Source organism: Tenacibaculum profundicola, assembly GCF_057220795.1.
In genome coordinates this window covers 2610688-2637433 of the sequence record NZ_CM170137.1, presented here as the reverse complement: position 1 = coordinate 2637433, position 26746 = coordinate 2610688, and the positions used below count along the sequence as shown (strand labels likewise).

Genomic DNA, 26746 nt, shown 5'->3' with positions numbered 1-26746 from the left:
TATGAACCTACGAAAAGGAAGGCTTAGCGATATAGACGATCTATTAGTTATCACCTTGGCTTGCGGAAGAGACTTAGTGAAAAAAGGCATTTTTCAATGGAATGAAAAATATCCTTCAAAAGAAGCTTTTTCGCGTGATGCTGAACGAAAAGAATTACACATTTTAGAAGTCGATAACACCATAATTGGGTGCATTACTATTTCTACTTTTATGGATGAAGAGTATAAAACAGTGGCATGGTTAACTCCTAACAAAAGAAATATATACATACATCGTTTAGCCATACACCCAGCTTATCAGGGAAAAGGATTTGCACAAACGTTAATGAATTTCGCCGAAAACTATGCAAAAGAACATCATTTCCAATCCGTGCGATTAGATACATTTTCACAAAATCAAAGAAACATACGCTTCTATTCTAAAAGAGGCTATGTAAAAACGGGCGAAGTGTATTTTTCACGAATAAAAGAACACTCATTTTATTGTTATGAATTAGTTTTGTAGTATGAACCGCGATATAAGCTTCAAGCGAATTAATAAATTAGCCATTCCAGCACTCATTGCTGGTGTTGCTGAACCATTACTGTCTACTACCGATTTAGCTATAGTGGGAAACATAGACACGAATGCAACAGAAAGTATTGCGGCTATAGGAATTGTAGGCGCCTTTTTATCGATGCTTATTTGGGTATTTGGTCAAACACGAAGCGCAATATCATCAATAGTATCACAATACTTAGGGGCCAATAAATTGGATGAAATTCAAGACTTACCTGCGCAAGCATTGGTTTTAGTGGTCACAACAAGTTTGTTTATTCTAGGAATAAGCTATCCATTTGCAAAAGAAATTTTTCAATTTTATAATGCCCAAGGAACTATTTTAGATTTTGCTATTGACTATTATAAAATTAGAGTATTTGGTTTTCCTTTCACCTTATTTGTAATTGCCATTTTTGGTGTGTTTAGAGGCTTACAAAACACCTATTACCCTATGTTAATAGCAATCGTAGGAACCATTATTAATATAGTTTTAGACGTGGTATTAGTGTATGGTATAGAAAATTATGTTCCAGCGATGAACATTGAAGGAGCCGCATATGCAAGTGTTTTTGCACAACTAAGCATGGCGCTAATGGCTACCTATTTGTTATTGACAAAAACAATGGTGACGCTTCGTTTTACAATGCCTTTTAATAAGGAAATTCCTCGATTTGTAGTGATGATTGCGAACTTGTTTGTTCGTACTATTGCGTTAAACGTAGCCTTGTATTTTGCAACCTCTTATGCGGCTACTTATGGTAAAGAATATATTGCCGCGTATACGATTGGCTTAAACCTCTGGTTAATGGGGGCTTTTATGATTGATGGTTATGCAAGCGCTGGAAATATTTTATCTGGAAAATTACGAGGAGCGAAAGCTTATACAACCTTATTAGAATTAGGTAAAAAATTAATTATTTACGGATTAATTTTTGGAGGTGTTCTTGCTTCACTGGGCTTTATATTTTATTCTTTTATAGGAAGAATATTCACACAAGAAACGCTCGTATTGGAACAGTTTTACAGCAGTTTTTGGATTATCTTGTTAATGCAACCTATTTGTGCTGTTGCTTTTATTTACGACGGGATGTTTAAAGGCTTAGGAGAAGTTAAATATTTGCGAAACATATTATTGATTTCTACCACCTTTGTGTTTATACCAATTTTAGTAGTATTTGACCACTTAGATTATAAGTTATATGCGATATGGATCGCATTTTATGGTTGGATTATAGCGCGAAGCATTCCTTTGATTTTTATATTTAGAAACAAATTTGTACCCTTCTTAAAAGCAAATTAGCAAGTCGCTAACTGACGCTGTAAAACCCTACAAATTCCGTATTTTTGATAAAAAAATAAAAGAAATGACAACAACACGACCTAATGGAAGTTTATATACGAAAATTGAAAATAACATAGCAACAGTTGAATTTGGTCATCCGGCTAGCAACTCATTTCCTAGTGAATTATTAGAAAGAGTAGCGAATGAGTTTGATCAATTATCAAACAATAAGGATGTGGCTATTATTGTTTTAAAATCTGAAGGAAACAGAGCTTTTTGTGCAGGTGCTTCTTTTGATGAATTGGTCGCTATTGACAACTTAGATGATGGGAAAAAATTCTTTGCTGGTTTTGCCAATGTCATTAATGCTATGCGAAGATGTTCTAAATTAATTGTAGGACGTGTTCAAGGAAAAACTGTTGGTGGTGGCGTTGGTTTGGCGGCTGCTTGCGATTATGTGTTAGCCACAGAGCAGGCGGCTATAAAATTGTCAGAGTTTACCATTGGGATTGGGCCATTTGTAATTGCTCCTGCGGTAAAACGAAAAGTAGGAATAAGTGGTTTAGCAGAGCTGACCTTAGACGCAACCAGCTGGAAAAACGCCTACTGGGCAAAAGAAAAAGGGTTATATGCACGCGTTTTTGAAACAATGGAAGAGTTAGATAAAGAGGTTGAAATTTTTACAGAAAGATTGGCTTCATACAACCCAGAGGCACTAGATCAAATGAAAAAAACATTATGGATAGGTACTGAAAACTGGGGTAAACTGCTTCTTGAGCAGGCTGAAATTTCTGGAAAATTAGTACTTTCAGAATTTACCAAAAAGGCATTGATTAAGTTTAAATAGAAACGTTAAAACAGCAGTGTTTTTTTATAAACGGCATTAATGATAGAATAAATGGGTTTTTCATAAAGATTCATCGAAAGATGTAAAACAAATTCGTACTTTCGGCGAATAAAATGAAAAATAGGATTTATGGATAATTATTTATTTCTGGTTTTGGCGTTAGGGCTAGTTGTGGTGTATTTTTATAATAAATTTAGAAAGAGGAGATAAAGACTCTTACCAAAAACAAATTCATATATGAGTACCATTAGGATTACCAAGCAATTTTCTTTTGAAACAGGCCATGCGCTATACGGGTATGATGGAAAATGTAAAAACGTTCACGGACATAGTTACAAGCTCTCTGTAACAGTAATAGGGCAACCTATTGAAGATTCTTCTAATGTTAAGTATGGAATGGTCATTGATTTTACCGATCTTAAAAAAATTGTTAAAGAAGAAATTGTTGACCTGTTCGATCACGCTACCGTATTTAACCAAAATACACCGCATATTGAACTAGCAAAAGAATTACAAGACAGAGATCATCATGTTATTTTAGTTGATTACCAACCTACTAGTGAAATGATGATTGTTGATTTTGCAGATAAAATAAAGAAACGGCTTCCTGAAAATATAAAATTACATTCTTTAAAACTTCAAGAAACAGAAACTAGCTTTGCCGAGTGGCATGCTTCGGATAATTAATATTAACGTTATAGGCGGTTCATAGGTGTTTATACCAGTTATTGTTTGAGTTTACTGTAAAAGAAAATGATGATTTTTATTTATAAAAATTAAGCTTAACCATAGTTTATGGTTTCTTTTTCTATTGAAGAAGAAAGGAGAAAAGGGTGTTTTATTGCGATAATTTTAATTCGTAAACGGGCTACTATTGGTAATAGTATGCTTCGAAAGGATAAACGGAATAAGTCTATTTCCCATTAAATTCATTCATGGTGTTAGCGAGACCTGCAGTAATAAATGACGACACTGCATTAACGCTTGTTGGAATGCGTTCTATCATTTCGCTTTCCTCCTCTTTGCTCCATTTGCTAAGCACAAAGTCAACTTGCCGTCCTTTTGAGTATCCAGCACCCACACCAAACCTAAAACGAGGATAGGCACCTGTATTAAATTTATCTTGGATATCTTTTAATCCGTTATGACCTCCTGAACTTCCTTTACCTTTAATGCGAATTTTGCCAAAATCGATGTTTAAATCGTCTGTAATGATCAGTAAGTTGTCTACCTGTATGTTTTCTTTCTTCATCCAATAAACAACTGCTTTGCCGCTTAAATTCATGTAGGTGCTAGGCTTTAAAACCACCACCGTTTTTCCTTTAATTTTTAGTTTGGCGATATCACCTAATTTTTCAGTTTCAAAGCTACCTTCGTGTTCTTTAACAAAAGCATCTACAATTTTAAAACCGATATTATGACGTGTATTATGGTATTTTTCACCAATATTACCGAGACCTACAATTAAAAATTTTTTCATTGGGTTTTCTTCTTTAGCTATCGGTGCGTTTTTTGCACCAAATAATGTGTTAAAAAAGGAACAAATATTCATAGTATAAAACTAAAAAAAAAGCGCTACACAAGGTAACGCTTTTAGGTATGTTTTTTGCAATCTTATGCTTCAGCTTCTTCTGTAGTTGCTTTTGCCGCATTACGAGACATACGTACTTGAGCTACCACCGTGTTATCTGGGTGTAAGATAGTGTACTTATCATTTTTCAACTCAGTAACATAAAGTTTATTACCGATTCCTAACTCAGTAATATCAGCTTCAATAAAATCAGGCAAATTTCCTGGTACGGCTTTTACTTTTAACTTACGTACATTATGACGTAAAGCACCACCAATGATAATACCTTTAGCAACACCTACTAAACGCACAGGAATTTCCATAGTTACCGGTTTGTCTTCAAACAACTGGTAAAAATCTACGTGTAAAATAGCCTCTGATACTGGGTGAAATTGAATATCTTGTAATACAGCATGGTAAGACGTTCCATCTATCTCAATTGTAGAAGTATACACGTTTGGAGTATACACTAAATGTTTGAAAGATAATTCTTCTGCTGAAAAGTGTACTGGCTTGTCTCCTCCGTATAATACGCAAGGAACCTTTCCAGCATTACGTAAGGCTTTAGTAGCTACTTTACCTACGCTTTCTCTTTGAGATCCTTTGATTGTAATTGATTTCATTACTTCTAATTAATTATTATTTACATTAAAAATTCATCGCTTATCGATGTATTGTCTTGTACTTTATGCATAACATCTGCGAATAAAGTGGCGCAAGATACAACTTTTATTTTAGATACACTCTTTTTTAAAGGGATTGTATCTGAAACAATTAGTTCTGTTAGTTTAGAGTTTTGTATGCGCTCATAAGCTTCACCCGAAAGTATTGGATGTGTACAAATGGCTCTAACGCTTAAAGCACCTCTTTCTATCATTAAATCTGCCGCCCTGGCAAGGGTGCCTCCTGTATCAATCATATCATCAACAAGAATTACATTCTTTCCCTTAACCTCTCCAATTAATTCCATAAGAGAAATCACATTGGCTTTTTTGCGTTGCTTATAACAAATAACCACGTCGCTTTCTAAAAATTTTGAATACGCGTAAGCTCGTTTAGAACCGCCCATGTCTGGTGAAGCAACAGTTAAGTTTTCAAGCTGTAAACTTTCAACATAGGGTAAGAAAATAGACGAAGCATACAAGTGATCTACAGGTTTTTCAAAAAAACCTTGAATTTGATCTGCATGTAAATCCATGGTCATAATTCTAGTTGCTCCAGCCTCTTCTAATAATTTGGCTACTAATTTTGCTCCTATTGCAACGCGTGGCTTATCTTTTCTGTCTTGACGAGCCCATCCGAAATAAGGCATTACAGCAGTAATATGTCTTGCAGACGCACGTTTTGCCGCATCGAGTATTAAAAGCATTTCCATTAAATTATCGGCATTAGGAAACGTAGAGCCTACTATAAAGACGCGACGACCTCGTACAGATTCTTCGAGAGCAGGCTGAAATTCTCCATCACTGAAACGAGAAACTTTAACATTACCAAGCGCTGTACCAAACTTTTTAGCGATTTCTTCTGCTAATTCTATACTCTGAGAACAAGCAAATATCTTTGGACTTAATTGATTTGAAGGCATTTACCGAAGTGTATTTTTTAGTTAGTGTTGTTGTATGGCGCAAAAATAGAACTATTTTGAGAGATTAAAAGTATTTTAATGAATTAACTAATTTTTTTTATAGATTTGCAGTCTCAATAATGCCAAAGTGGTGGAATTGGTAGACACGTTGGATTCAAAATCCAATGTTCGCAAGGACGTGTGGGTTCGAGTCCCACCTTTGGTACAAAAAAACCGAAATCATTTGATTTCGGTTTTTTGCTTTTCTAGTAAATAACAGTTTAGACTACCTGGTCTTTTTGTATTGAAATAGAAAAGGAAAAGGACGTTTTATTACGGTAAATTCAAATGGTAGATAGTATTAATTCACCTACCATCATTGTTTATGGCAAATGCCGAACTTATAGGTAGCAAACAATCCTGACTCCTAGGAAATGGTTGTGTAATCTTATCTAAAAAAATCAGGATACAATTGTAAGACCACAAGCCTTTTTAAGGGTAAGGAATACAACAATAAATAGATGCCTATGACCGCAATAGCACCTTATTAGTAAGGGTTAACTACTTGTACGTGAAACTGTTAAATTTTAAGTGAAACCAAATATAAGTTTGATTTTACTGAAATTATTTTTAGTTTTGAGCAGAATAAAGAAAGAATTGCTGTTTGATGAAATTCTTTATCACATCATATTATACAAAAATGACAGAAAAAGCTAAATAATATTTTTGCAAGAATGGTTATAAAGCTATGGGTGACCTTAAAAATCGTAGAAAAGAATAACTACAATAAATGCTATTAAAATGGTAAAAATTATACTAATCTTGATAGTATTTGTTTTAAAAACAATTTAATATGAAAAAATTAGAATTAAATCAAATGGAAAGTTTACAGGGAGGTAAATGTGCTGGGCAGGGAGCGGCTATGATGATTTCAGGAACTTCTTTTGCTTTTTCTTTACTAGGTGGTCCAAATAGGAGTAGGAATTGCTTTAGTGTCTTTGGGAGTGTCATTGTATAATTTTCATGACTGTACAAATTAATAGCTAAACCTAGCTAAAATTAAAAACTTATAAAATGTATTAATTATGGAAAAAACTATCATTTATACCCTTATGGTTGTAGTTGTATTATATCTCTTGTATGTGATTTTTATGGATTATAATACTAGTAATTTAATACTAGGTCTGATACTTCTTTTGAATCAATTTGTGTTTTTATATGAAAGAAAAAGAAATAATTAAACTGTTTTATTTGTTATGATTATGCTGCAGCTAGTTGAATATTAACTGTAGCAATTATAAATGTTATGCGACAATAGTAGCTGCATATGCTGTAGGACTTGTAGCTAATTTATGGAATCCCATTGGATGGACAGGAACCCTTGTTGGGGCTGCAGTGGGTTGTGCATCTTATGTTACATATAATGCATTAACAGATTAGTGGTGATTAATATTCATTAAAACAAGGTTATTATTAATAACCTTGTTTTTCATTAAACAAACTATAAAATGAAAAGCACTAAAATAAAAATAATCATAATTCTACAAATAACAGCATTAACTTTAATTATAGTAGAATTATTTTCTAAATGGAATTATCCATTAATACCAATAATAGGGTATTTAATTTTAGCTTTTGGTTTCTTTTGGATGTATTATCATAGGAAAAATGAAAAATAAGATACTTATCTTAATGTCATTGATATTAGTTTTAGGTATTATTTCTGATGATTTAATAAATAGTGATCAGTTATTTATAAATGCTTATACTGATGTTTTGACTGGAGAGCAGATAAAAGAAAACTTAGGTTTACTACAAAAATGGAAATGGTTAGGTTATATCTTATCACCTATCTTAGTTTTGGTTAGAGTTTTTCTTGTTGCTGTATGCCTAAGTGTAGGGATGTTTTTTTATGATATGGAAAATAAATTAAAACTTAAAAATTTTTTAAAAATCGCTTTATTAGGTGAGTTTGTTTTAGTTCTTGTAGGTTTTTTTAAATTACTTTATTTTTTATTTATTAAAACAGACTATACTTTACAAGATATTCAGCAGTTTTACCCTTTAAGCTATATTAATTTTTTAGACATCAACAACATTGAACCTTGGTTAATTTACCCATTACAAACCATTAATTTGTTTGAAGTAGGTTATTTTTTTGTGCTAGTTTATAAATTACTACAAAATAAGTTTTGGAAAAGTTTTGAAATGGTTGCTGTGAGTTATGGTAGTGGTTTGGTTATTTGGATAGGGGTAGTAATGTTTTTAACCTTAAATATGAGTTAGCGTTTGCTTCATTGGTATTCGCAATGACGTTCACACGTCTTTTTAGGGTAAGGAATACAACAATAAATAGATGCCTATCCGCAATAATACCTTATAAATAAGTGTTAACTGTCTGTGCGTAAAACTGTTAAAATTTCTATGAAATCAAAAACAATTTTGATTTTACTGAAATTATTTTTAGTTTTGAGCAGAATAAAGAAAGAATTGCTGTCCGATGAAATGCTAGATTTATAGTATTTGTTTTAAAAACAATTTAATATGAAAACATTAGAGTTAAATCAAATAGAAGTTTCACAGGGAGGAGATTTTAACGATTGGACGAACGGTGCTTGTTCAGTTGTTATAACCGCAAACATTGTTAGCGTTGGAGCCTTTAGCGCCAATCCTATTTTGCTTAAACTTTAATAGTTAAATTTTTGTTTTTTGAGCTAAATTCTGTGGATTATATATTAGCTTCTATAGGTCTTTTTTTATTTATCATTAAAGATAAATTTAACTTAAATTAAATAATAACCACAGGCGCTATTCGCTTGTGGTTTTATTACAATCCTTTTTTAGCTTGAGCTTTTTGTATGATTCTAAGAAAAGAGCTTTCTGAAAAATTCATTGATTAGAAATAAATGAGTTTTTATAGCTCGGTTTTGTTGGGGATTATAGAAATTTTGGGTTGTAAGCGATAAGCTTGGGTCATATTAAAATGAAATCATAAAAAAGTATTGTTTTATTACAATTAAGAATTGTATTTTTGACGCGGCAAAAAAACGGGGATGTAGCTCAGTTGGCTAGAGCGTTTGACTGGCAGTCAAGAGGTCGCGGGTTCGAGCCCCGCCTTCTCCACAAAGCTTTAATGAGAAATATAATCAATTAGGGCGCTTATATTTTGTTGCGTTAGTTGTGGAAACCGATGCTTTTAATACCAGTTATTGTTTGAATTTACTGTAAAAGAAAATGAATATTTTTTTCTTTATATAAGATAGAAAAATCAATAATAGCAGTAGCTATGATTTCTTTTTATATTGAAATAGAAAGGGAAAAAGGGCGTTTTATTACGGTAGATTCAAATGTTAGATTGTATAATTAACCATCATCGCTTTTTTATTCTTTTTGAGCATTAAATTTTCTTCATTTTGAATATAGCTCATAAAGTAACTAGTGTCTATGATTATTTTTCCTAAGGCAGGGCCAACAAGGTCTTTATCAAGTTTATGACAGCTAGCACACAAAACTTTAAACAATTTCTTCCCTTCTTTCGCTTTTGGACTTGAGACATTGCCACAAACAGGGTCTACAGTTCCGCATCCGATACCCGGATCATTAAAACTCACAAAATGATACACCAAAGTTAAAACACACACCAAAAATGCGCAAAAATAGCAAAGTACAATTTTGCTTTTAATACCAGTTATTGTTTGAATTTACTCTAAAAGAAAATGAGTGTTTTTTTCTTTATATAAGATAGAAAAATCAATAATAGCAGTAGCTATGATTTCTTTTTATATTGAAATAGAAAGGGAAAAAGAACGTTTTATTACGGTAAATTCAAATGGTAAATGGTATAATACTCATGAACGGTGTTTAATTTCTCTAGAAGCAGCGTCAAATTCATCAGGAGTATTGATATTTCTAATGAAGGCATCATCTACTTCAATGATGTTTACGTCTGAATTGATGAGCATTTTTCTCGGACAGGAATATCCTTGTGCTAAATAGTGTAATAATTTCCCGTAAGCTTTGGGCTCATAAATGGTAATTAAGGGCTCTGGAAATTCACTGTTTTTTCCTTTGATAGCCGTTGCCACCTTACTAGGATCTCTATTTTCCAAGAGTAGTTTGATAAGTTCTTTAGTAACAAAAGGAAGGTCTGTTGCTAGTACTAACCAAGCAGAATTGGGGTCTTTTTGAAAAGCTGAACAAATACCACCAAATGGCCCCAAATTTAAAAAGACATCATGTATTTCATTTGTTTTTTCAGAAGGGTGTTGCACCGAAAAATAAGTGGTTAGTAAACATTCTTCCAACAGTTCTTTTACGTGTTCTTTTTGAGGTTTTCCAAAATACCTTAATTCAGATTTATCTGTACCCATTCGGGTGCTTTTACCTCCTGTTAAAACCAAGCCCTTTACAGGAGCAATATGTTCTTCGATTAAATTTTTGATATGATTACTTATGGCAGCAACATCATCAATTGAATACGACGTGATATTTTTTATCTGCGGAAATTTTTCTAGTAAACAGTCAAAATACTTGGAGTCTTTATTTAGTTTAATGACAAACTGAATGTTAGTCAATTGATGTAATCTTTTTTGTATAGAAGCCTCTTTTTGATCGTCTAGAATTAAAATTTGCTTGGCTCCTTGATAATGGTTTCCATTGATAAACACTAAATCATGATGATAAAACTGTAAACGTTGTTCGTATTTATTTATAGGAGAGGTAGTGCTAATTTGTAGAGTACCTTTATGATGAAAAGTATACTCAGATAAAGCAGGCGCATCAATATCCTTGGCATGTGAAGCGTCAAAATAACCCATATTATAGGTTGAAAGACGTTTTGAAACTTCATAAACAAGCGTTGCTATAGTGCTACATTTTGTACCTAAGATAGCGACTTCATTAGGCGCAAAAACATCGTTGTGTTTTTTGGTTAATTTTGTGTGTTTTGTATGCTTTTTATCCATTTTTAATATCCGATTTACCACCTGTTTTTTCTAATAATTTAACTTCTTTGATCACCATTTTTTGGTTAATAGCTTTGCACATGTCGTAAATAGTCAAACACGCTGCAGACGCTCCAGTAAGTGCTTCCATTTCAACACCTGTTTTTCCTTCGATGGTAACTTTACAGAATACCTCAATATGCAAATCATCTACCATGCTAATGTCAATATCTACCCCGTTAATTAATAAAGGGTGACACATCGGTATAATCTCTGAGGTTTTTTTTACTGCCTGAATACCAGCAATAATAGCTGTTTGAAACACAGGGCCTTTTTTGGTAATCAGTTCATCATTATTAAAATGATTTATAATTTCAGCACCTAAAAACATGGTTGCTTTGGCTGTAGCTGTTCTTTTGGTAATTTTTTTATCAGAAACATTGACCATTTTAGGCTGATTCTGTTCGTTTATGTGGGAAAAGTTAGTCATTAGAATAAGTTAAATATAAATTTAAAAATACTAAAAGCGCCGATACAGATAGAACATAACAAAAATAGGATACTTATGATAAATAGAAAGGAACGAAGTTTATCTAAAAATATATTTCTAGCAGGTTGCGTTTTCTTTTTAGCATTTAGTAGTACTTCTCTAGCGTCTTTTTTAGGAACTAGATATTCAAAGAGAAAATGACTATCTCTAGCTACCCAATCATTTTTTTGTATTCGAATAACAGAAAAATGATCCTTTAAAGATAAGTGATAATCAACTAACTTTATCATTTTAAGTAGTTCTATAACTAGCTTAATTATTCCTTTTCTATTCGCTTCAATAGTAGCATATCTATCTTCATTAAAGAGAAATTTTAAATAGGCTTCTTCATTTATGGTCTCGGTTTTTTCTAAATCATTTATAACCTCCTTAATTTTTTGATTTTTCATAGCTTAAATATTAAAATCACGGTAGGTGAAAACCGAGTAAGAACATCCTTTTTTAAACACCATCTCTTCGGTTTTAGGAATTTCTATAAAACCATCTGCTTGAACTAAACTTGCTAAATCACCAGATCCATTTCCTTTAACAGGAGTAGCCCATAACTGTCCGTTTTCAGAAGTTAATTTTACCTGTAAAAAGTACGTTAAATTAGGTTTAAAATTCACGTCTTCTGCTAATATTGCTGTTTGAGTTTTAGGCGAAATACCAACTGAGGTAAAATACCAATCGTAAAAATACACCAAACAATTTACATAGGTTGAAATTGGGTTTCCTGGAAAAGCAAAGACAGTAGAGTTGTCTGTATTACCAGCCCAGAAAGGTTTTCCTGGACGTTGTGAAACTCTATGAAAAAGCTTTCGAACACCTAAGTCTTCTAACACTTCGGGTAAAAAATCAAACTTACCTTTACTAACAGCACCACTAAATAGTAGTACGTCATATTCTTTTAAATAGGCGGCAATTTTATCTTTTAAAACAGCTTTTTCATCGGTAATGTGCGCTGTTTCTGAAGGAATGTGAAGTCTGTTTAACAAGGAAACTAATGTGTATACATTACTTCGACGAATTTGATGCGCTAACGGAGTTTGAGTTATTTCCACCAATTCATCACCTGTTGAAATAATCATTACTTTCGGTTGCTTTGCCACGACAACCATTGCTTTACCAACGGTGGCTAACACTCCCATTTCCGCTGGAGAGATGACGGTATTTTTTTTAATCAACAAAGCGCCTTGTGGTTTATCTGACCCTTGTATATGAATATTTTGTTTTTCAGTAATCGTATCAGCAAGAACCCTCGCCATGCCGTTATTTATTTTTAGGTCTTCATAACGAATTACAGTATCGGTATTCTTAGGTAAACTAGCACCAGTCATTACTTCATAACAATGAGCTGCGTTCTTCATGGTTGCTTGCGCGCTACCTGCAGGCTGTATCCCTTCTATTTTAAAATCGCGAATAGTATGCTCAAAAAATCGATAATTAATGGCAATTCCATCCATAGCCACTCGGTTGAACGGAGGAAAATCTCTATCGGCAACAATGTCTTCTTTCAGCACTCTTCCCAATGACTCTAAAAACGGTACCTCCTCTGTACCAAATTTGTGTATAGTTTCTACTATTTTATTTTTTGCTTCTTCTACTGTTGTCATTAGATACTTCTAAAAATTGAAATGATACCATTTCTGATGTTAATTTACCAATCATAATTGTTATGCTGAATACCGATCTCTAGGTAATACACAAGCACAACTGCAAGGAAATGATTGAGTAATTGCACCTAAGAATCGGTATAATAATACATAAAAAAAATGAATTTTACCCCATATTGATTTGTGCTCCTTAAAAGAAATAGACTGCTTTTTTTCTCGTTGAGACGCACTATCCTTTTAAGGAAAGACTCATAAGGTCGAGTTTAAGCAAACTAAACAAGTTTCTTTTATCAATGGAGCTTTTTGAAGTGTACACGGACATAGAGAATTATAAATAATATAATTAGCCACCAATGGTTGACATGCTTTCTGAAACGCTTCCTTTTTTTCTATTAGCTTCAGCAACAAAGCCATTTTTTGGTTTTTCTTTTACGAGTGATAAAAACAGAGCCTTTATATCGTCATTACTGGCGCCATTGCGTAAAAAACCTCGTAAATCAAAAACACCATCATCAAACAAACAGTTTTTAAACAGGCCTGTTGAGGTAATTCGAATTCGATTGCAATCATTGCAAATAGTTCTGGTAAATGCTGGAATAATACCTACGGTGCCTTTGTATTTTTTTACTTGATAGTTTTTAGAAGTAGATGATTTTTTGGCAGGAATTTCTTCGATGTTAAATTCAGATTGTATTTCTTGTAAAATCCTATTAAAACTCCAGCTTTCAGTAAAATCTCGCTGCCCGTGCCCGTTAAAAGGCATCTCTTCAATAAAACGAACAGCAATGTTTTTGTGTTCGGTTAAGCGAACAAAATCGATAATCTCATTGGTATTAAAACCAGATTGTACCACAATGTTTAACTTTAAATCTAAGTTGCTTTTTTCTAAAAGGCTGAATGTTTTAAAAACTTCCGGAAAAACATCACGACGAGTTATAGTTTTAAACTTTTCTTCTTGTAAGCTATCAATACTTAGATTAATAGTTTTAATTTTTTTTAACCGTTCCAGTGTTTCTATATGCTTTGAAACTAATGCTCCGTTTGTGGTAATGTTAATAGTATCTAGCAAATCATTATAAGAAAGCATTTCTAAAAAGGTAATAAAATCTTTTCTTACGAAAGGCTCGCCTCCAGTTAAACGAACTTTGTTTACACCCAGTTCTGTTAGTACTCGAATGATCCGATACATTTCTTTATAGGTAAGTAATTCTTCTCTAGGAACGATAGCAATACCTTTGGCAGGCATGCAATACTGACAACGCAAGTTACAACGATCGGTAACTGCCAACCGAACGTAGTTTATTTGACGTCCAAAACTATCAACAAGTTTCTGCATATCACAAAGGTACGTATTTCAAATGCCAGTTATAAGGTATACAGTGCTATTTTTTGTGAGGAATTAACAAAGAATAATCAACGAGATATTAAATTATTTCCATTTTTTTAAGTAAAAATGAGGCATTCATGTTTTGACAAACACCTGTTTTCATTTTATAATCGAAATAAAGCTCATCAGCAACAATTTCAGCATCAAAGTAGTAGTTTTTAATTTGTGAATCGTCATTAGCTAATTCACACAAACTGACATCGTGCGTAGCAATTATTCCCGTAGACTTTGAGGACCTTAATTTTTCAACAAAATGCTTAGAACCAATAGCCTTGTCTTTACTATTTGTGCCTTTTAAAATCTCATCTAAAACTATAAAATAAGTGTCCGTTTTAATTTGATCAACGATAAATTTTAACCTTTTTAATTCAGAGTAAAAATAAGACTCATCATCTGTTAAAGAATCAGACGTTCGCATGCTCGTAATTAATTTTACAGGTTTGTAAAAATAGGTGTCAGAACATACAGGTAGCCCACAGTTTGCCATAATAACAGATAAAGACACGGTGCGCAAAAAAGTACTTTTCCCTGCCATATTTGCCCCAGTTATAATATAAAACTGTGCTTTCTCAATAATAAAATTATTGTCAATTCTTTTAGAAGGATCTAATAAAGGATGCCCCAAGTTCTCAGCAGTAATATTGTTTTCGTCTTGCTGAATACTTGGAAAAGTATAGGTTGGATTATTGTATACGAAGTTGGCTAATGAATTTTGAGCATCAAAAAAACTAACGACACGAAACCATTTTTCAACAGTGTTTTTATACTTGCTAATCCATTGTTCTGTTTTGGTTGCATTGGCAATATCCCATAAAAACAAACCATTACCAACAATAGCTATTATGAGGTTATTGCGCTGGTCAAAAGCATCTAAAATTTTTGAAAACTCTTTAAAAATAGCAGAGGCTTTTTTGTTTTTTGTAGCTATTTCGGTTTGTTGCTCTTTTAGAAGAAGGGCACTAAAATCTTCGTTTTCTATTTGTTCTAATAATAGATAGTATTGCTTAAAAATAGCTTTGGCCTTACTGGCTTTTGTATAGAGGTTTTGTGTCTTTTTCACAAAAATTCCAGTAATGGTTAACCCTAGAAAGAACCAATATAAAACTACTGAAAAAGAGAGTATTTTGAAAATCAGTAAGACAATAAAGAGTATAGATATAATAGAAAATGCGGTTGAAAAATGAAGTAATAATTTAGGCAGCTTTGGTTGGTACTGTGCTACCCATTTTGTGGTTTCATAAGTTTCTTTTTTAGAAGAAACTAAACTTTCTAGAGCAGCAAAATGTTGGCGCCAAGCAACTTTTGAGGCAAGTTCTTTTAACGCTTGTTGCTTTTTCTCGATATGAGAAATGTGATTACTTGTTAACGTTGAAGCTAATAGTTTTTTCCCATCACTGGTTACGGTTCTATTGATGTATTGAAAAAAAGAACCTTTCCCAAATAAATCGATATCATTGCTATAATAATGCATTGTATTGATAAACTCATCACCAGAGTCTAAATGGAAATACGATCGGTTTAACACATCGATCTCCGTTTTATTTATAGCAATTTTAGTGTGTATAATGTGTTGTTTTTCTTTCAGTTTTTGATGTTTTAAAACTAAAAAAACAAAGGAAACTAACCCAGACATCCCAATTATAATTGGAGTTTTAGGCATATCGAAGGTATAGTAAATACTTGCTAAACATGTTGTGAAAACAATAAAACGTAAAACCCGTATAACCATAACTTCCTGGGTTATTTTTGTGTATTTTTTTTCTAGCTTAACAAGCTGATTTCCGTAGTATTCTATAGGTTTTTGCATTTTTGGTATTAAAAAACGATAAATGTACGCTATTACAACAAATATATTTTTATAAAATCGTATTTTCGTAAAGTGCCAACGTCTTTAGAATTACAAGTAAAAACGCTACCTAATTTCCCTGGAGTTTATCAATACTTTGATAAAGAAGATACGGTTATATACGTAGGTAAAGCTAAGAATTTAAAAAAAAGAGTAGCGTCCTATTTTACGAAGAATCATGAAAATGGTAAAACGCGAATTCTTGTTAAAAAAATTGTTAGAATAGAGCATATTGTCGTTGACTCCGAAACAGATGCACTGCTTTTAGAAAACAATTTGATAAAAAAATACCAACCTAGGTACAACGTTTTGTTAAAAGACGATAAGTCCTATCCTTGGATTTGTATTAAGAAAGAACGATTTCCTCGTGTTTTTTCAACCCGAAGAGTTATTAAAGATGGCTCAGAATACTTTGGTCCATTTACCAATGTACGTACGGTAAATACCCTATTAGACTTAATCAAAGAGTTATATCCAATACGTACTTGTAATTATGATTTACATGAAGTAAAGATTAATTCAAATAAATACAAAGTTTGTTTGGAGTATCATTTAGGTAATTGCAAAGGACCCTGTGAAGGTTTTCAAACTGAAGAAAACTATTTAAATGATATCAGCGCCATTAGAAATATCATAAAAGGGAACTTCAAAGAGAGTTTGGAGCTATTTCATCAAATGATGCACAATTTTGCCTCAGAGATGAAGTTTGAAGAAGCTCAGAAAATAAAAGATAAATTAGAATCATTACAAAATTATCAAGCGAAATCAACGATTGTAAATCCATCGATTAACAATGTAGATGTGTTTTCTATTATTTCTGATGAAACTCACGGATATGCGAACTTTTTTAAAGTAATGAATGGTGCTATTGTGCAATCATATACCACTGAGATCAAAAAGAAGCTTGATGAAGAAAATAAAGAATTGTTAGAATTGTTTATTGTTGAAACACGGCGACGATTTAATTCACTATCGAGAGAAATATATGTTCCTTTTAAGGTAAATGTAGGAAACAACATAAAAGTTACCATTCCTAAATTAGGAGATAAAAAACGAATAGTTGAGCTTTCAGAAAGAAACGCCAAATACTACCGTCAAGAACAATTTAAACAAATAAAAATTGTAGACCCGGACAGGCATGTTAAGCGGATAATGGCACAAATGCAAAAAGATTTGCGTTTACGAGTAGAACCTCGACATATCGAATGTTTTGATAATTCAAACATACAAGGAACTAACCCAGTAGCGGCATGTGTAGTATTTAAAAACGGAAAACCTAGTAAAAAAGAGTACCGCCATTTTACTATTAAAACGGTTGAAGGACCCGATGATTTTGCATCAATGGAAGAAGTGGTATATAGGCGATACAAGCGATTGCTTGATGAAGAAAAACCATTGCCACAGTTAATCGTAATTGATGGAGGCAAGGGGCAGTTATCATCGGCATTAAAAAGCTTAGATATTTTAGGTTTACGAGGGAAAATTGCCATTATTGGTATTGCAAAGCGATTGGAAGAAATCTATTACCCTGGAGACAGTATTCCGCTCTATTTAGATAAGAGGTCAGAATCCTTAAAAATTATTCAGTATTTACGTAATGAGGCGCATCGTTTTGGGATTACACTTCACCGGAAGAAACGAAGTAAAAATGCTATTCAGTCTGAATTGGAACAAATACCAGATGTCGGTAAACAAACAATAATAAGTCTACTACGAACATTTAAATCGGCAAAACGTGTTAAAAGCGCAAGTTTAGAAGAACTAAAAAAAGTAGTAAGTCTGTCTAGAGCACAAAAAATTTATAAATATTATCATGAATAAAAGATGAGAAAGTTGTTTTTTTTACTAATTATTCCAACATTTTTAATTGCCCAAGAGCAACCTAAAATCGGTTTAGTATTGAGTGGTGGTGGAGCCAAGGGTTTTGCACATGTTGGTGTACTTAAAGAATTAGAGAAAGTAGGTTTACAAATAGACTATGTTGGAGGTACTAGCATGGGAGCCATTATCGGAGGGTTATACGCGGCAGGATACTCAGCATCTCAAATTGAGAAGATTATTAATGAAGCCGATTTTTTGTCATTATTACAAGATAAAGTAAATAGAAATGCCAAGCCTTTTTTCATGAAACAACACGGCGAAAAGTATGCCATAACACTACCTATAAAAAACGGGAATATTGGTTTGCCTTTGGGCCTGTCAAAGGGTCAAAATGTACTTAGCTTTTTAACTGAACTATTGGCTTCTGTTGATAATATCGAGGATTTTTCAAAACTTCCTGTTCCATTTTTTTGTATTGCCACGAATATAGAAACAGGAGAAGAAGTTATACTTGATAAAGGATCTCTTCCTTTGGCTCTCAGAGCCAGCGGAGCCTTTCCTTCCTTATTAAACCCGGTTGATATCGATGGGAAATTACTGGTTGATGGAGGGGTTGTTAATAATTTTCCAGTTGATATTATGAAGACGAAAGATATGGATATTATTATTGGAGTAAATGTTCAAGGAGAACTCTTAGATAAGAATAAATTATCATCTGTCGCTTCTATATTACTTCAAATCATCAATTTTCAGATGTATGAGAAAGCAGATGAACAGGTAAATCTTTTAGATATTTCTTTAACGCCTAATATTTTAGAATATAGTGTTCTTTCATTTGATAAAAAAGAAGAGATTTTAAAGGAAGGTATAATTGCAGCGAAGCCTTATAAGGTGGTTTTTGATAGTATTGCGAAACTTCAAAAAACAAAGAAAAAGAACGCTCGACTAACCTTTAAACAGAACAAATTTCTAATTGATAGAATTATTATCGAAGGAAATAAAAAATACAGTGATAATTATGTGTTGGGGAAATTACAATTAGCAGAAGGAGATAGCGTTTCGTATAAAGATATTTCGAAAAAAATCAACTCGCTAACCGCCACCAATAATTTTGAAAGAATCGATTATCACCTTGAAAGATCATTTAAAGGAAAAAAAATAAAAATAAAAGTTAAAGAAGACAACGTGAAATCGTTTTTACGTTTTGGTTTGCATTATGATTTGTTATATAAATCAGGAGTATTATTAAATTACAATCATAAAAAACTATTTAAACAGAACGATGAGCTTTCTCTAGATGTTAGTATAGGTGATAGAATACGATACGATTTTAACTATTTTATTGATAATGGTTTAGTTCCTAGTTATGGCTTTACATCGCGTTACAACGCTTTCAAAGGATCTTTTTTATTCAATGCTTTTGCTGATATAAACAAAATAAATATTAGACATATTGATTTTACAAATGCACTTTTTGTACAAACAACAATAGATAAAAAATTTGCTTTAGGGATAGGCTTAGAAGCTAAAAAGATTAAGATTACTTCAGAGACCGTTTTAACAGATGGCCAAGACACTGTTTTTGATAATAGTACTTATGTAAATGCTTTTGCCTTTTTAAAAATTGATACCTATGATAAACATACATACCCAACTAATGGGTATTTCGTAGATGTTGGTTTTAAGTGGTATGCTTGGTCAGATAGAAATGATAATTTAGAGAATTTCTCTGCTAGTACCGGAACGTATAGCCAGTTTTCACAATTATCAGGAACGATTGGTTTAGCCAAAACATTTTATGATAAGTTTACTTTTCAACCAACAGTCGAAGTAGGTTATACCTTAGGAAACATTTCTTCTGAAATTTTTGATTTCCGATTAGGAGGCTACAATCAAAACTATATTAATAATTTTGTTTCATTTTATGGATATGACACCAGTTTGCTCAATGATCAATCATTTTTAAAGACGGAATTTAATTTTAGGTATCAAGTATTTAATAATCAATACGCAACTTTTATCGCTAACTATGCAAGTATTGAAAATAATATTTTTGACAATCAAAAACTTTTCAAAAACATTAAATCGGGGTATGCTTTTGGGTATGGATTTGAAACGTTTTTAGGTCCCATTGAAATTAAATACTCATGGTCTCCTGACCATAATGAAAAATATTGGTTGTTTAATTTAGGTTTTTGGTTTTAAAACTAAAGAATAATAGATAAATTTTAGTTAAAACCATTTGTACTTTGTAGAAATTTGTCACAAAACAAAAGGTATTACATAGCTTTTTCTAAGGTAAATGAGAACTCAGAACCTTCTCCGTACTTACTTTTTAAAAGTATGGTTTCGTCATGAGCTTCAATAATGTGTTTAACAATTGATAAACCTAGGCCTGAACCACCTTGTTCTCTTGACCTACTTTGATCTACTCTGTAAAAACGTTCAAACAATCTTGATAAGTGCTCTTGCTTTATTCCCTCACCATTATCGATAACCTTTATGATAAATTTCGTAGAGTTGTAGTTTTCTATGCTAACCGTAGTGACGCCCCCTACTCTACCGTATTTAATAGAATTAACTACTAAATTGATTAAAACTTGCTCTATTCGTTCTATATCTCCTTTTACAAAAAACGGAAACTCATAAACCCTGTCAAACTTGAGTTTGATGCTCCTTTTTTTAGCTTTCATTTCGAAAAGATCAAAAACATTTTGAATTAATTCTAAAATATTAAAAACCTCGATATTCATTTTCATACCTTCGGTTTCAAGTTTAGCAATCATATCCAGATCTTTAACAATAGAAGTTAACCTTTCAACACCCTTATTAGCTCTTTCTAAATATTTCGTTCGAATCTCTTTGTCATCAGCAGCTCCTTCTATCAAGGTTAGAACATATCCTTGTACGGTAAAAAGAGGTGTTTTTAACTCATGAGCAACATTCCCCAAAAAGTCTCTTCTAAAAGAATCTCTTTGCGTTAAATGAGCAATTTCTTCACTTTTTCCTGCAACATATTCCTGTACCGTTTTTGTCAATGATTCAACGTCAGTAGTGACCTTTTTTCTTTTTAAATCGTTTATATCTAAAATAGAAATATCTTCATATAGCTTTTTAATCCGTTGGTATATAAAGTGTTCTGCCCTGAATTGGATTACGAAAAAAGAAATAGTAAATAAAACAACACTGAAAATAACTAGAGTAATAAGGCCTAATGATTTAAAAAAGAAGAGGTATGAAAGTACCGCGAACACTATAAATAATAAGGTAACGTATAAGGCAGACCACAGTGCGTATTTATATGTTTTTTTTATTTTCACTTGAGATAGTTTGTTTTTAGTTATTTATGAACCTACCCAAAAGATGTAGTTCCAGTACAAATAAGAGTAGATTGCTATAAAAGCAACCTACATCAAAAAATAGTATGTGGTTAGAGTTACCTGTCTGAACCTTCTAAAACAAATTTATAGCCTACTCCTTTAACTGTTTTAAAATAATCATCGCCTATTTTTTCGCGTAATTTTCTAATATGAACATCAATTGTTCTACCACCAACAACAACTTCGTTTCCCCAAACGCTATCTAAAATAACTTCTCTTTTAAATACTTTCCCAGGTTTTGAAGTTAACAGAGAAAATAATTCAAATTCTTTTCTAGGTAATGAAATTTTCTTGTCACCTTTAAAAACAATATACTCGTCTCTGTTTATAATGATATCACCAATTTTTGTTGTAGCGTCCGATTTCTCTTCTGTTTTTAAACGTCGAAGAAGTGACTTTACCTTACTAATTAAAATTTTCGGTTTTACGGGTTTAGTTATATAATCGTCGGCACCGGCATCAAAACCTGCTACCTGAGAATAATCTTCTCCTCGGGCTGTTAAAAAAGAAATAATAACATCTTCTAAAGACTTTATACTTCTAATTTTCTCACAAGCTTCTATTCCATCCATTTCTGGCATCATAATGTCCAATAATATTAGATGCGGGCTAACTTTTTTAGCTGTTTTAACAGCTTCATTGCCATTACTTGCCGTAAAAACTTGATATCCTTCAGACTTTAAGTTATAACCAACTATTTCCAAGATATCTGGCTCATCATCAACTAATAAAATCTTAATATCGCTAGTATTCATACATTAAATTTTAAGTATAATGTCAAAAGTAACGATAAAATAATAAACGTATCGCATAGATAGTTAACTTAACGTTCATTTAATGTTTCTGTAATCTACTGCATATAATATTTCTGTTTGTCAAGTGTTTAGCTTAAATTTAATATTGCTGAATATTGTGTTTTGTATTTTCGCCAGATAAAATTTTAACCTACGAACGTATGGAAAACAACTACTTTTTTATTTTACTATTTATTGTTAGTCAGTTAGCTTTTGGGTAAGCATTAGATTTATATATCTGTATGTATGCTGAGGGGAATAGCAACAATATATACTATTTTAGGAATAACAATTAAAAAAAAGCACCAAGAACGCTAAGGAAATAAGTGTTTCAGGTCTAAAAAAAGGAGTATATCTATTAAAGGTTACAGAGGATACTAAAACAACAACAAAAAAGTTAGTGATAAGGTAAAACTATCAAAAACCATCATAGAAAAAGGAGTCTTGATTGCAAGGCTCCTTTTTTTGTCATTTTTTGTATCTTTAGCAGAATTGATTGTATAAAGAATGTTACAGAGGTAGCCATTTTTTGTTACACCATTATGATGTTAATTTACTGACCATAATTGTTATGGTACATGCCGATGTATAGGTAACACACAAGTATAACCGTAAGGAAATGGTTGTGTAACTTTACCTAATAATAGGTATTATTACGGTTATTTTAATGTGTAAATGGTATGAGCTATGAAATTTTAAATGAAAAAGATGTTAGACAAATATAACGTACACAACATTCTGTTTTTAGATATAGAAACAGTTCCCCAACATAAAAACTGGGAGGCAGTTAATGAAAAAGAAAAGGAGCTCTACGCCATAAAAACAAAATACCAACGAAAAGAAGATTTTAGCCCTGAAGAGTTTTATTCTAAGGCAGGAATTTGGGCTGAATTTGGTAAAATAGTTTGTATTTCAGTGGGCTATCTCAATCATAAAAACCAATTTAAAGTAACATCATTTTACCGTAATAATGAACGGGAAATTTTAATAGAATTTAAAAAGTTATTAGATATACGTTTTAATTTAAAGAAACATATATTATGTGCTCATAATGGCAAAGAATTTGATTTTCCTTATATAGCAAGAAGAATGGTTATTCATCAAATTTCACTACCCGATAAGCTTAATTTATTTGGAAAAAAACCATGGGAAGTTTTACATCTCGATACCTTAGAGCTATGGAAATTTGGTGACTATAAGCATTATACATCTTTACAACTCTTAACACATATTCTGGGAATACCCTCCCCTAAAGAGGATATCGATGGAAGCCAAGTAGCAAAAGTATATTATCAAGACCAGGATCTAGAGCGCATTGTACAATACTGTGAACAAGATACTATAGCTGTTGCACAAATATTTCTTCGGTTTTGCAATAAACCGTTATTAAGCAAAAATGAGATAATACAAGACAAACCACCTTCAACCTAAAGGTGGCATCATAAAAAACTATTTTGATTGTTTTCATTGAGTACAGCAACGATTGTTAGTGTAACGTTTAATAAACAGGCACAACTTTTATATCATATTCATCGTTTCCGCTCGCATCTACTCCTGTCCAAAACATAAAAACATAATCTTCTTGTTGTGTTACGTGAATGGGAATACTTAATTCCTTTTCAATAATTTGCTGAGTACAGTTAGCATCCAAGTCTTCAATTGCTCTAATGGCCACAACTCTTGTTGTATCCGCATATTGATAATATAAATCATAGTAAGAATAACAAGCATTTGGGAGCGTGTACGTTACTTTTATGGTGTCAATTGTGTTATAGATAAAAACTTCAGGTGTTTCACTAGTATCAATGGGTAGTACTTTAAGCACGAGGTTATCACCTTCTAATGAACATGAAGTAAGACCTAAAAAAAGAGCGAGTAGTAATAAATTTTTCATAAGTTGAGTATTTTAAAATTGATAAATAATTCCAGAATAAACCCCTACAGTGTAAGGTTTAAATCCATTTGAATTTTTTGAAAAAGTGTTTAATTGAATTTTAAACATCGGGTTTAAAGAAAACCGTAATTTATTGTTTACTAAATACTGAAAATCCATACCAAGATTCCCGCTAAAGTTCAATGAGTTTAAGTTGTTTGCTTTTCCAAGGTGTTTAGATAATTCCTTAGAAGAAAGGGTAATTTCATTTTGATTTAAAAATAATGAACTAAAACCAGTAACTATTTTCGAATTAAATTTTTTACTTTCTAAAAGGGTATATTTTATTTCAAGAGGTATCTCAATATAACCATAAGTTTGAATTAAGGCAGCATTATCCGTCATCATATTATCCGAAGCACTTGGGTTCGAATCTAACGCTAAATTATACAAACCATCTAAGTGGTTTAGTATAAATAGTGATTCTGCTGAATTGGAATAATTTATGCTTTGTAAGGGAGAGCTCCTAACATTTGACAAAACAGATAAATGATCATTTATATATTCCATATTCTGAACGAGTAAACCAGATTGTATATTCCATTTTTTATGAATTTGGTAGGCAACTTTTACCCCATAAGAAAATGTATTATTTCCTTTTGTATTTGAAGAGACTAAACTTTTATCTAGAGGCGATGTATTGGTAAATGAATTCGCTTGTGTCAAGATAAAAACAGGAGAGATAGACCATTTATGAGGTTTCTTTTTTTCTGGTTCAGCAGTTTTATTTTTAACTTTTTGCGCCATAAAATCTCTTTTGTTAAATGGGCTAGTAGTAGAGTCTTTCTTTGTTGCCTTGTTGTGTTTTTCATCGTTGTTTTTTGTATTAAAAGAAATCTTTTTCATAGCTTTTTTATCATCTAGCAACCCCCCTTCTATTATTTTGTCAGAAATTATTTTCTGCGTGGCGATTAGTTTTTGGCCTCCGTTTCGTTTTTTATATGTTTGTTCAGTATTTTTAGGTGTTGTTTTTATATTGGGTTTATTAATTTTTGCAACGCTAGTGTTTCCCTGTTTTTTAATAGGTAAGATTATTTTTTTCGTATCCTCTTCAGTCGGCATTATCCTTTTATCCTTAATAGGAGTATCAACGATGGTTTCAGTGGGTTCAATTAAATCCGGAGTAGGAGTATCTTCTGTAAAAAACGGATATAAAATAGCACCAAATAGCACAACAGCAGCAACACCTCCGCTATAGATCCACCAGAAGGGTAAAACTCTACGCTTCTTCTTTTTAAGCTTTGTTTCAATTTCATTCCATACCTCAGGAGAAGGTGTAGCCTCAAAACCTTCTAGTTTTTCTTGAAACAATCTATCTATGTTCTTCCTATTATTCATCTATGCTTTTTTTTGCATTTTTAAGTGAACTTCTATTTTTTTCTTTAATAATAACCGAGCTCTTGACAAATTAGATTTAGAAGTCCCCTCTGAAATTTGTAGCATGGTTGCTATTTCTTTATGAGAAAACTTATCTAAAACGTATAAATTAAATATCAATCTATATCTGTCTGGCAATTGTTGAATACATGCTAATAAAAAATCTAAATCAACTATCGTATCATCATATTCAACATCTTCAACCTCTTCAACACTTTCTTCTTTGACCAATTGTAACGAGGGGGTTTGACGAAATTTTTGTATCGCGGTGTTAATAGTTATGCGTTTTATCCATCCCTCAAAAGAGCCTTTATTTTCATACTGCTTAATTTTTTTAAAGATGGTAATGAAACTATCTTGTAGTGTGTCTTGAGCATCTTCCTGACTTCTAGAATATTTCAAGCATAAGGCAAAGAGCTTATGAGAATATAGCTGGTAAATCTTTGTCTGTGCTGATAAATTCTGTTGGCAGCATTGTTGTATGATAACCTTTAAGTCAATAGGGCAAATGTTTTTTTAAAAGTACTATTATTTCAACATTACTTTACCATCATTTCAGATAATTGCAATCGGTTAAGAGGCACATTGTGAGTGGAAACGTTACTTAATTGGTCATTATTTGTTTTCTGCTTAGGAATGCTTTTTTCTAAAAACAGAACGTACATTAAATATTTTAATTAGGTAAGTTAACAGAGGTTTTTCTTGTTTTAGTTAACACTCTTACTAAAGAAACCGTTTTTTTTGAGTTGTTTTCAGTAATAATAACTTCATACTCATACCCTTCTTCGTAGGCAAAACCTTCAATCTCAGAAAAAAAGGAGGTCCAGTTATCAGAGGAACTCTCTTTAATTAATAAACCTTTATTCTTTTTGGCTTTTGAGGCAACCATGATTATTTGCTCTTTGTTTAGATGGCTCCCAATAAAAACCTGTTTAATTTTTTTAAATAATGTTGTCATATTAAATTCTTTAATTTAGAATATTTTTTAAATTTTTTTCAGTAAAATAGTTACCAAGCTAGTGTTAGTAAACCTCCATTTTGGTGTTCTTTATCCGTGGTTGATTTGTAACAAGTAGCTTATATCCATATGTTTTTATGATTAAAATCTTCGTATATCAAAAAAAACAAATCCAGCCTTAATTGTTTTTATTTTCATTTTTAGCAATAAAAACAGCTAACAAATAATTTTTTATAGACCATACCAATTTTATATCTATTTCTCATTATCTTCTAAATTTTAGAATTAATTATAAAAGAGCTAAACCCGAAAATAACGAAACGATTAAAGCTTTAATTGCCCTACGTTTCTTATTAGA

Annotated in this window: 28 protein-coding genes, 2 tRNA genes and 1 pseudogene; 15 read left to right on the top strand and 16 right to left on the bottom strand. The window is 32.0% G+C overall.

The window, feature by feature from the left end:
* Window position 1 precedes the first annotated feature (1 nt).
* From AC2TDS_RS11350 to AC2TDS_RS11335, 4 genes are all read left to right on the top strand, one after another.
* Window positions 2-505, top strand: coding sequence for a GNAT family N-acetyltransferase (locus tag AC2TDS_RS11350; RefSeq protein ID WP_484735701.1), 504 nt, complete (start codon window positions 2-4; stop codon window positions 503-505).
* A gap of 1 nt (window position 506) precedes the next feature.
* Complete coding sequence (locus AC2TDS_RS11345; RefSeq protein ID WP_484735700.1) at window positions 507-1841, top strand: MATE family efflux transporter; 1335 nt, start codon at window positions 507-509, stop codon at window positions 1839-1841.
* 64 nt (window positions 1842-1905) lie between these two features.
* Window positions 1906-2670 (top strand): enoyl-CoA hydratase/isomerase family protein, encoded by a 765-nt coding sequence (locus AC2TDS_RS11340; protein WP_484735699.1) that lies wholly within the window; start codon window positions 1906-1908, stop codon window positions 2668-2670.
* A 237-nt stretch (window positions 2671-2907) separates the two neighbouring features.
* On the top strand, window positions 2908-3357 hold the full coding sequence (locus AC2TDS_RS11335) for a 6-pyruvoyl trahydropterin synthase family protein (RefSeq protein ID WP_484735698.1): 450 nt from the start codon (window positions 2908-2910) through the stop codon (window positions 3355-3357).
* A 226-nt stretch (window positions 3358-3583) separates the two neighbouring features.
* Here AC2TDS_RS11335 and pth read toward each other — a convergent pair whose 3' ends face one another.
* From pth to AC2TDS_RS11320, 3 genes are all read right to left on the bottom strand, one after another.
* Complete coding sequence (gene pth / locus AC2TDS_RS11330) at window positions 3584-4222, bottom strand: aminoacyl-tRNA hydrolase (protein WP_484735697.1); 639 nt, start codon at window positions 4220-4222, stop codon at window positions 3584-3586.
* 62 nt (window positions 4223-4284) lie between these two features.
* A complete protein-coding gene (locus AC2TDS_RS11325; protein ID WP_484735696.1) occupies window positions 4285-4863 on the bottom strand; it encodes a 50S ribosomal protein L25/general stress protein Ctc in 579 nt (192 codons plus the stop codon).
* Between the two features lie 20 nt (window positions 4864-4883).
* Window positions 4884-5825, bottom strand: coding sequence for a ribose-phosphate pyrophosphokinase (locus AC2TDS_RS11320; protein WP_484735695.1), 942 nt, complete (start codon window positions 5823-5825; stop codon window positions 4884-4886).
* 121 nt (window positions 5826-5946) lie between these two features.
* Here AC2TDS_RS11320 and AC2TDS_RS11315 point away from each other — a divergent pair.
* The 7 genes from AC2TDS_RS11315 to AC2TDS_RS11285 all read left to right on the top strand — a co-directional run bounded on the left by AC2TDS_RS11315 (window position 5947) and on the right by AC2TDS_RS11285 (window position 8927).
* Window positions 5947-6030, top strand: a tRNA-Leu gene (locus AC2TDS_RS11315).
* A gap of 627 nt (window positions 6031-6657) precedes the next feature.
* Window positions 6658-6822 carry a hypothetical protein gene (locus tag AC2TDS_RS11310; RefSeq protein WP_484735694.1) on the top strand — a complete coding sequence of 55 codons (165 nt, stop codon included), beginning with the start codon at window positions 6658-6660 and terminating at the stop codon, window positions 6820-6822.
* Between the two features lie 257 nt (window positions 6823-7079).
* Window positions 7080-7244, top strand: coding sequence for a hypothetical protein (locus tag AC2TDS_RS11305; protein WP_484735693.1), 165 nt, complete (start codon window positions 7080-7082; stop codon window positions 7242-7244).
* Window positions 7245-7312: 68 nt separating this feature from the next.
* Window positions 7313-7483, top strand: a complete 171-nt coding sequence (locus tag AC2TDS_RS11300; protein ID WP_484735692.1) for a hypothetical protein — start codon at window positions 7313-7315, stop codon at window positions 7481-7483.
* Window positions 7473-8090 carry a hypothetical protein gene (locus AC2TDS_RS11295; RefSeq protein ID WP_484735691.1) on the top strand — a complete coding sequence of 206 codons (618 nt, stop codon included), beginning with the start codon at window positions 7473-7475 and terminating at the stop codon, window positions 8088-8090. Before AC2TDS_RS11300 ends, AC2TDS_RS11295 begins: the two co-directional genes overlap by 11 nt.
* A 258-nt stretch (window positions 8091-8348) precedes the next feature.
* Window positions 8349-8495, top strand: coding sequence for a hypothetical protein (locus tag AC2TDS_RS11290; RefSeq protein ID WP_484735690.1), 147 nt, complete (start codon window positions 8349-8351; stop codon window positions 8493-8495).
* A 358-nt stretch (window positions 8496-8853) separates the two neighbouring features.
* Window positions 8854-8927 (top strand) — tRNA-Ala (locus tag AC2TDS_RS11285).
* Between the two features lie 227 nt (window positions 8928-9154).
* On the opposite strand, the gene AC2TDS_RS11280 is transcribed toward AC2TDS_RS11285, so the two are convergent.
* The 7 genes from AC2TDS_RS11280 to AC2TDS_RS11250 form a co-directional block, all read right to left on the bottom strand.
* The gene (locus AC2TDS_RS11280; RefSeq protein WP_484738939.1) at window positions 9155-9427 is read right to left on the bottom strand and encodes a c-type cytochrome; all 273 of its coding nucleotides are present in this window, start codon (window positions 9425-9427) and stop codon (window positions 9155-9157) included.
* 225 nt (window positions 9428-9652) lie between these two features.
* The gene (locus tag AC2TDS_RS11275; RefSeq protein WP_484735689.1) at window positions 9653-10768 is read right to left on the bottom strand and encodes an NTP transferase domain-containing protein; all 1116 of its coding nucleotides are present in this window, start codon (window positions 10766-10768) and stop codon (window positions 9653-9655) included.
* Window positions 10761-11237 carry a cyclic pyranopterin monophosphate synthase MoaC gene (gene moaC / locus AC2TDS_RS11270; RefSeq protein WP_484735688.1) on the bottom strand — a complete coding sequence of 159 codons (477 nt, stop codon included), beginning with the start codon at window positions 11235-11237 and terminating at the stop codon, window positions 10761-10763. The genes AC2TDS_RS11275 and moaC overlap by 8 nt, the downstream gene beginning before the upstream one ends.
* Complete coding sequence (locus tag AC2TDS_RS11265; protein ID WP_484735687.1) at window positions 11237-11686, bottom strand: hypothetical protein; 450 nt, start codon at window positions 11684-11686, stop codon at window positions 11237-11239. Before AC2TDS_RS11265 ends, moaC begins: the two co-directional genes overlap by 1 nt.
* A 3-nt stretch (window positions 11687-11689) precedes the next feature.
* Window positions 11690-12892, bottom strand: coding sequence for a molybdopterin molybdotransferase MoeA (locus AC2TDS_RS11260; RefSeq protein WP_484735686.1), 1203 nt, complete (start codon window positions 12890-12892; stop codon window positions 11690-11692).
* Between the two features lie 343 nt (window positions 12893-13235).
* On the bottom strand, window positions 13236-14228 hold the full coding sequence (gene moaA / locus AC2TDS_RS11255) for a GTP 3',8-cyclase MoaA (RefSeq protein WP_484735685.1): 993 nt from the start codon (window positions 14226-14228) through the stop codon (window positions 13236-13238).
* 88 nt (window positions 14229-14316) lie between these two features.
* Complete coding sequence (locus AC2TDS_RS11250) at window positions 14317-16086, bottom strand: MutS-related protein (RefSeq protein WP_484735684.1); 1770 nt, start codon at window positions 16084-16086, stop codon at window positions 14317-14319.
* 72 nt (window positions 16087-16158) lie between these two features.
* Between AC2TDS_RS11250 and uvrC the strand changes: the two genes are divergently transcribed.
* Window positions 16159-17946 carry an excinuclease ABC subunit UvrC gene (uvrC, locus tag AC2TDS_RS11245; protein ID WP_484735683.1) on the top strand — a complete coding sequence of 596 codons (1788 nt, stop codon included), beginning with the start codon at window positions 16159-16161 and terminating at the stop codon, window positions 17944-17946.
* A 3-nt stretch (window positions 17947-17949) separates the two neighbouring features.
* Complete coding sequence (locus AC2TDS_RS11240; RefSeq protein WP_484735682.1) at window positions 17950-20151, top strand: patatin-like phospholipase family protein; 2202 nt, start codon at window positions 17950-17952, stop codon at window positions 20149-20151.
* A 74-nt stretch (window positions 20152-20225) separates the two neighbouring features.
* Here the strand turns inward: AC2TDS_RS11240 and AC2TDS_RS11235 are convergent, their stop codons facing one another.
* Both AC2TDS_RS11235 and AC2TDS_RS11230 read right to left on the bottom strand, forming a co-directional pair.
* On the bottom strand, window positions 20226-21266 hold the full coding sequence (locus AC2TDS_RS11235) for a sensor histidine kinase (RefSeq protein ID WP_484735681.1): 1041 nt from the start codon (window positions 21264-21266) through the stop codon (window positions 20226-20228).
* Between the two features lie 116 nt (window positions 21267-21382).
* Window positions 21383-22081, bottom strand: a complete 699-nt coding sequence (locus AC2TDS_RS11230) for a response regulator transcription factor (protein WP_484735680.1) — start codon at window positions 22079-22081, stop codon at window positions 21383-21385.
* Between the two features lie 346 nt (window positions 22082-22427).
* Between AC2TDS_RS11230 and AC2TDS_RS11225 the strand changes: the two are divergent.
* Both AC2TDS_RS11225 and AC2TDS_RS11220 read left to right on the top strand, forming a co-directional pair.
* Window positions 22428-22532 (top strand): annotated as a pseudogene (locus tag AC2TDS_RS11225) (T9SS type A sorting domain-containing protein); the annotation flags it as partial.
* 296 nt (window positions 22533-22828) lie between these two features.
* Entirely contained in the window at window positions 22829-23551 is a 723-nt protein-coding gene (locus AC2TDS_RS11220; protein WP_484735679.1) for a 3'-5' exonuclease, read from the top strand.
* Between the two features lie 67 nt (window positions 23552-23618).
* Here the strand turns inward: AC2TDS_RS11220 and AC2TDS_RS11215 are convergent, their stop codons facing one another.
* From AC2TDS_RS11215 to AC2TDS_RS11200, 4 genes are all read right to left on the bottom strand, one after another.
* Window positions 23619-24014, bottom strand: coding sequence for a hypothetical protein (locus AC2TDS_RS11215; RefSeq protein WP_484735678.1), 396 nt, complete (start codon window positions 24012-24014; stop codon window positions 23619-23621).
* A gap of 12 nt (window positions 24015-24026) precedes the next feature.
* Window positions 24027-25391, bottom strand: a complete 1365-nt coding sequence (locus AC2TDS_RS11210; protein WP_484735677.1) for a hypothetical protein — start codon at window positions 25389-25391, stop codon at window positions 24027-24029.
* Window positions 25392-25931, bottom strand: a complete 540-nt coding sequence (locus AC2TDS_RS11205; protein WP_484738938.1) for an RNA polymerase sigma factor — start codon at window positions 25929-25931, stop codon at window positions 25392-25394. It abuts the gene before it with no gap.
* Window positions 25932-26103: 172 nt separating this feature from the next.
* Complete coding sequence (locus AC2TDS_RS11200) at window positions 26104-26388, bottom strand: DUF4377 domain-containing protein (RefSeq protein ID WP_484735676.1); 285 nt, start codon at window positions 26386-26388, stop codon at window positions 26104-26106.
* Between the last annotated feature and the right edge of the window lie 358 nt (window positions 26389-26746).

Bases quoted from the DNA above. Each gene is read 5' to 3' on its own strand.
- AC2TDS_RS11350 (WP_484735701.1), top strand. From the start codon at position 2: ATGAACCTACGAAAAGGAAGGCTTAGCGATATAGACGATCTATTAGTT.
- AC2TDS_RS11345 (WP_484735700.1), top strand. From the start codon at position 507: ATGAACCGCGATATAAGCTTCAAGCGAATTAATAAATTAGCCATTCCA.
- AC2TDS_RS11340 (WP_484735699.1), top strand. From the start codon at position 1,906: ATGACAACAACACGACCTAATGGAAGTTTATATACGAAAATTGAAAAT.
- AC2TDS_RS11335 (WP_484735698.1), top strand. From the start codon at position 2,908: ATGAGTACCATTAGGATTACCAAGCAATTTTCTTTTGAAACAGGCCAT.
- pth (WP_484735697.1), bottom strand. From the start codon at position 4,222: ATGAATATTTGTTCCTTTTTTAACACATTATTTGGTGCAAAAAACGCA.
- AC2TDS_RS11325 (WP_484735696.1), bottom strand. From the start codon at position 4,863: ATGAAATCAATTACAATCAAAGGATCTCAAAGAGAAAGCGTAGGTAAA.
- AC2TDS_RS11320 (WP_484735695.1), bottom strand. From the start codon at position 5,825: ATGCCTTCAAATCAATTAAGTCCAAAGATATTTGCTTGTTCTCAGAGT.
- AC2TDS_RS11310 (WP_484735694.1), top strand. From the start codon at position 6,658: ATGAAAAAATTAGAATTAAATCAAATGGAAAGTTTACAGGGAGGTAAA.
- AC2TDS_RS11300 (WP_484735692.1), top strand. From the start codon at position 7,313: ATGAAAAGCACTAAAATAAAAATAATCATAATTCTACAAATAACAGCA.
- AC2TDS_RS11295 (WP_484735691.1), top strand. From the start codon at position 7,473: ATGAAAAATAAGATACTTATCTTAATGTCATTGATATTAGTTTTAGGT.
- AC2TDS_RS11290 (WP_484735690.1), top strand. From the start codon at position 8,349: ATGAAAACATTAGAGTTAAATCAAATAGAAGTTTCACAGGGAGGAGAT.
- AC2TDS_RS11275 (WP_484735689.1), bottom strand. From the start codon at position 10,768: ATGGATAAAAAGCATACAAAACACACAAAATTAACCAAAAAACACAAC.
- moaC (WP_484735688.1), bottom strand. From the start codon at position 11,237: ATGACTAACTTTTCCCACATAAACGAACAGAATCAGCCTAAAATGGTC.
- AC2TDS_RS11265 (WP_484735687.1), bottom strand. From the start codon at position 11,686: ATGAAAAATCAAAAAATTAAGGAGGTTATAAATGATTTAGAAAAAACC.
- AC2TDS_RS11260 (WP_484735686.1), bottom strand. From the start codon at position 12,892: ATGACAACAGTAGAAGAAGCAAAAAATAAAATAGTAGAAACTATACAC.
- moaA (WP_484735685.1), bottom strand. From the start codon at position 14,228: ATGCAGAAACTTGTTGATAGTTTTGGACGTCAAATAAACTACGTTCGG.
- AC2TDS_RS11250 (WP_484735684.1), bottom strand. From the start codon at position 16,086: ATGCAAAAACCTATAGAATACTACGGAAATCAGCTTGTTAAGCTAGAA.
- AC2TDS_RS11240 (WP_484735682.1), top strand. From the start codon at position 17,950: ATGAGAAAGTTGTTTTTTTTACTAATTATTCCAACATTTTTAATTGCC.
- AC2TDS_RS11230 (WP_484735680.1), bottom strand. From the start codon at position 22,081: ATGAATACTAGCGATATTAAGATTTTATTAGTTGATGATGAGCCAGAT.
- AC2TDS_RS11220 (WP_484735679.1), top strand. From the start codon at position 22,829: ATGTTAGACAAATATAACGTACACAACATTCTGTTTTTAGATATAGAA.
- AC2TDS_RS11215 (WP_484735678.1), bottom strand. From the start codon at position 24,014: ATGAAAAATTTATTACTACTCGCTCTTTTTTTAGGTCTTACTTCATGT.
- AC2TDS_RS11210 (WP_484735677.1), bottom strand. From the start codon at position 25,391: ATGAATAATAGGAAGAACATAGATAGATTGTTTCAAGAAAAACTAGAA.
- AC2TDS_RS11200 (WP_484735676.1), bottom strand. From the start codon at position 26,388: ATGACAACATTATTTAAAAAAATTAAACAGGTTTTTATTGGGAGCCAT.